Here is a 1,190-nt window from a genome sequence, read left to right on the forward strand (position 1 = left end):
CGTATTGTAAAGTTAAATGAAAGTTGAGGACTCGTCAGCCCTTCTGGTACAATGGTTTTGACACAAAACAATGTACTCCCGAAAGGAGACGAGTCCTCATGACAAAATCATACCAGATTTGCTGTCCGAAATGCAACAACCATCAAAACTTTTATCGTTATGGCAAAGATAAATATGGAAACCAGAAATATCTTTGCCGTGTATGCGGGCATCAATTTGCGCCGGATGCCCATGCGGCTGACAAACCCGGAAGGCCGCGCGTGCGTCCTTATCCGACTTGCCCTGTCTGCGGAAAAGCCATGTTCCTTCACCATGACCACAAATACTACTCAAACTACCAATGCTGCGACAAGAAGTGCGGCCATTCCATTTTTGTGCCGAAACCGGCTGCCGTTACGGCACCTTCCATGTCGAAGCTGTCCGGGAAAACAGATTTCAAGCGGATGCGTTATCCAGTGCATGTTATCCTGATGGCACTGTCGATGTTTTATCTGGGAAAAAACTCTTTCCGTAATATTGCTTTGATTCTGCGTACTGTCATGAATATTCAGGTTTCCCACACTACTATCAGTAACTGGTGTACGAAATTCGCGCCTTTGTTTCAAAACATCGCGCTTGAACTGATGCCAACGCTCAATTTCAACTCCGACGAATGGCACGCGGACGAAACTGTAGTAAAAATCCGAGGCATGAAGTATTACCTCTGGTTAATTGTGGACAGCGAAACCCGCTTTGTTCTCAGCTTCCACCTTTCCAGGCACAGGGACAGCCCTCAGGCGTTTTCCTTACTAAATTCCGTTAAACATCTCGGTAAACCCGGAGCCATCGTCACCGACCGCTACAGTGCTTACAAAGTTCCTGTAAAAGCAGTGCTTGGCGTGAAACATATCCGGGTCCAGAGCTTCAGCGATGATATTACCAACAACCTGATCGAATGCTTTAACAAGCAATTCAAGGCGTGGTACAAAACCAAACAGGGATTTGCCTCGTTCGATTCCGCCAACAATCTTATCGCGGTTTTTCTCTTCTTTTACAATTTTGTCCGCCCTCATTCCGCTCTTGACGGTCTGACCCCGGCACAAGTTGCGGGCCTAAACCTTTCTGCCAGAAGCAAACGCAAGCTTTTCCTCGTCGCTTGAAGCAATTGGCTGATTTCCCTTCTTAATCTTTCATGTTTACTTTACAAAGCC

The 1,190-nt window shown here is 46.6% G+C and carries 1 protein-coding gene; it reads left to right on the plus strand.

Annotation, left to right across the window (positions count from 1 at the left end):
• Positions 1–98: 98 nt before the first annotated feature.
• Positions 99–1,139 (plus strand): IS6 family transposase, encoded by a 1,041-nt coding sequence (locus CAFE_RS06280; protein ID WP_156990129.1) that lies wholly within the window; start codon positions 99–101, stop codon positions 1,137–1,139.
• Positions 1,140–1,190: the final 51 nt, after the last annotated feature.

The sequence above is a fragment of the Caproicibacter fermentans genome (assembly GCF_009746625.1).
GTDB classification, from domain to species: Bacteria; Bacillota; Clostridia; order Oscillospirales; family Acutalibacteraceae; genus Caproicibacter; species Caproicibacter fermentans.

Excerpts from the sequence above, each read along its gene's own strand:
- CAFE_RS06280 (WP_156990129.1), top strand. The coding sequence starts at position 99 with ATGACAAAATCATACCAGATTTGCTGTCCGAAATGCAACAACCATCAA.